Source organism: Halorhodospira sp. 9622, assembly GCF_022228025.1.
GTDB classification, from domain to species: domain Bacteria; phylum Pseudomonadota; class Gammaproteobacteria; order Nitrococcales; family Halorhodospiraceae; genus Halorhodospira; species Halorhodospira halophila_A.
In genome coordinates, this window is the sequence record NZ_JAJNRE010000065.1 from 1 (window position 1) to 1,924 (window position 1,924).

Below are 1,924 nucleotides of genomic sequence, written 5' to 3' on the forward strand. Positions count from 1 at the left end.
CCCAAGTTCGTCAGTTCATTTGTTGAATCTGGGCGATTTTGGGCAGCAGCCCATTGATTTCCCAACGATCGGCCCGCCGTCAGGCCTTATAGGCTGTTGTGGCACGCGTGCTATAGCGGAATCAATTGCGGAATGACTGATACCGCTCTATAGTCGTGTCATGTACACGCGCATCAGCCGATCCGGTGGCCGGCAGTACCTGCAGCTCGTCGAGGGATACCGCGACGAGCAGGGCAAGGTGAAGCAACGGGTCGTCGCCAATCTTGGCCGCCTCGATCAACTCTCAGAGAAGAGTCTCGATCCTCTGATCCGCGGGCTGCAGCGCGCCATCGGCCGCCCGGAGTCCGTCCCGGACGAGCCAGAGTTCGAGACCGCTCGGGCCTTCGGCGATCTTTGGGCCTTGAACCAGCTCTGGCACGAACTCGGACTCGATGACGCGATTCGAAAGGCCCTTCGCTCATCGCGGCGAAGCTTTGATGCCGAGGCGCTGGTCCGGGCGATGGTGTTCAATCGGCTCAGCGCGCCGTCGAGCAAACTGAGCATGCTCGACTGGCTGCGCGACGAGGCCAGCGTCCCCGGCCTGGATGGCGATGCCGTCTGCCATTCGCAGCTGCTGCGCGCCATGGACGCACTGATGGATCGCCACGAGAAGGTCGAGGCGGCTGTAGCGAAGCAGCTCAGACCGCTGCTCGACCAGGAGCTCTCCGTGGTGTTCTGGGATTTGACGACCGTGCGCATCCACGGCGGCAAGGAACTCGACGAGGACGTGCGCCGCTACGGGATGAGCAAGGACGTTGATGGCATCGCCCGGCAATTCGCCCTCGGGGTGGTGCAAACCGCCGAGGGCCTCCCCATCGCCCACGAGGTCTTCGAAGGCAATGTGGCGGAGACGACGACGCTCGGGCCGATCGTTGAGCGGCTGCTCAAACGCTTTGCGCTCAAGCGCATGGTGGTCGTCGCCGACCGGGGCCTGCTGAGTCTCGACAATGTGGAGACCCTGGAGGCGCTCGGCGCCGAGCAGGGTCTGGCGGTCGATTACATCCTGGCGGTGCCCGGGCGACGCTACAGCGAGTTCACCGACGTGATCGAACGGCTGCACCCGGAACTGGCCGAGCAGGCGCAGCGCACCGGGGCGGAGTCTGTGGTCGAGACGCAGTGGCAGGGCCGTCGTCTGGTGATCGCCCACAACGCGCAGCGGGCGGCCGAACAGAATGCCGCTCGCCGGCGCAATATCGAAGAACTCGACGCCCTGGGCGAGCGCCTGGCCGAGCGGCTGGTCAAGCAAGACGCCGGCATGCCGCAACGTGGTCGGCGTTCCAGCGACCGAAGCGCCTACCAGCGTTTTCACAAGGCGGCGCTGGACAAGCGGCTGTCTTCGATCGTGCGGGCCGATCTCGCCTCGAGCCAGTTCCAGTACAACATCGACGAGGCGGCCTGGGCGGCTGCGGATCGGCTCGATGGGAAGCTGCTGCTGGTCACCAGTCTGACCGATAGCAGCGCCGATCAGATTGTCGAACGCTACCGCTCACTGGCCGACATCGAGCGCGGATTCCGGGTCCTGAAAAGCGATATCGAGATCGCACCGGTCTATCACCGGCTCCCGGAACGCATCAGGGCTCACGCGCTGATCTGCTTTCTCGCGCTGGTCCTCCACCGGATGCTGCGCCAGCGGCTCAAGGCCGCCGGCAGCACACTCTCCCCGGAGCGCGCCCTGCGTACGCTGCGCCAGATCCAGCGCCACACCGTGCGCATCGGTGGTCGCGACTTCGAGGGCGTGACCAAGCCATCACCCGAGCAACTGGAGCTGTTCAAAGAGGTAGGCATCGAGGTCCCGAAACGGCCCGCCTGAAGGCCTGTTGTGGCATTTTTCGCTTACGAGGTGTAAGCAAAACGGGAAGTTACGCGATTAGCTGACGAACTTGGG

The 1,924-nt window shown here is 64.2% G+C and carries 1 protein-coding gene; it reads left to right on the forward strand.

Features of this window, described 5'->3' with window-relative positions:
- The first annotated feature begins 160 nt into the window (after positions 1-160).
- A complete protein-coding gene (locus LRG07_RS13545; protein ID WP_238642712.1) occupies positions 161-1,849 on the forward strand; it encodes an IS1634 family transposase in 1,689 nt (562 codons plus the stop codon).
- Positions 1,850-1,924 lie beyond the last annotated feature (75 nt).

Bases quoted from the DNA above. Each gene is read 5' to 3' on its own strand.
- LRG07_RS13545 (WP_238642712.1), top strand. From the start codon at position 161: ATGTACACGCGCATCAGCCGATCCGGTGGCCGGCAGTACCTGCAGCTC.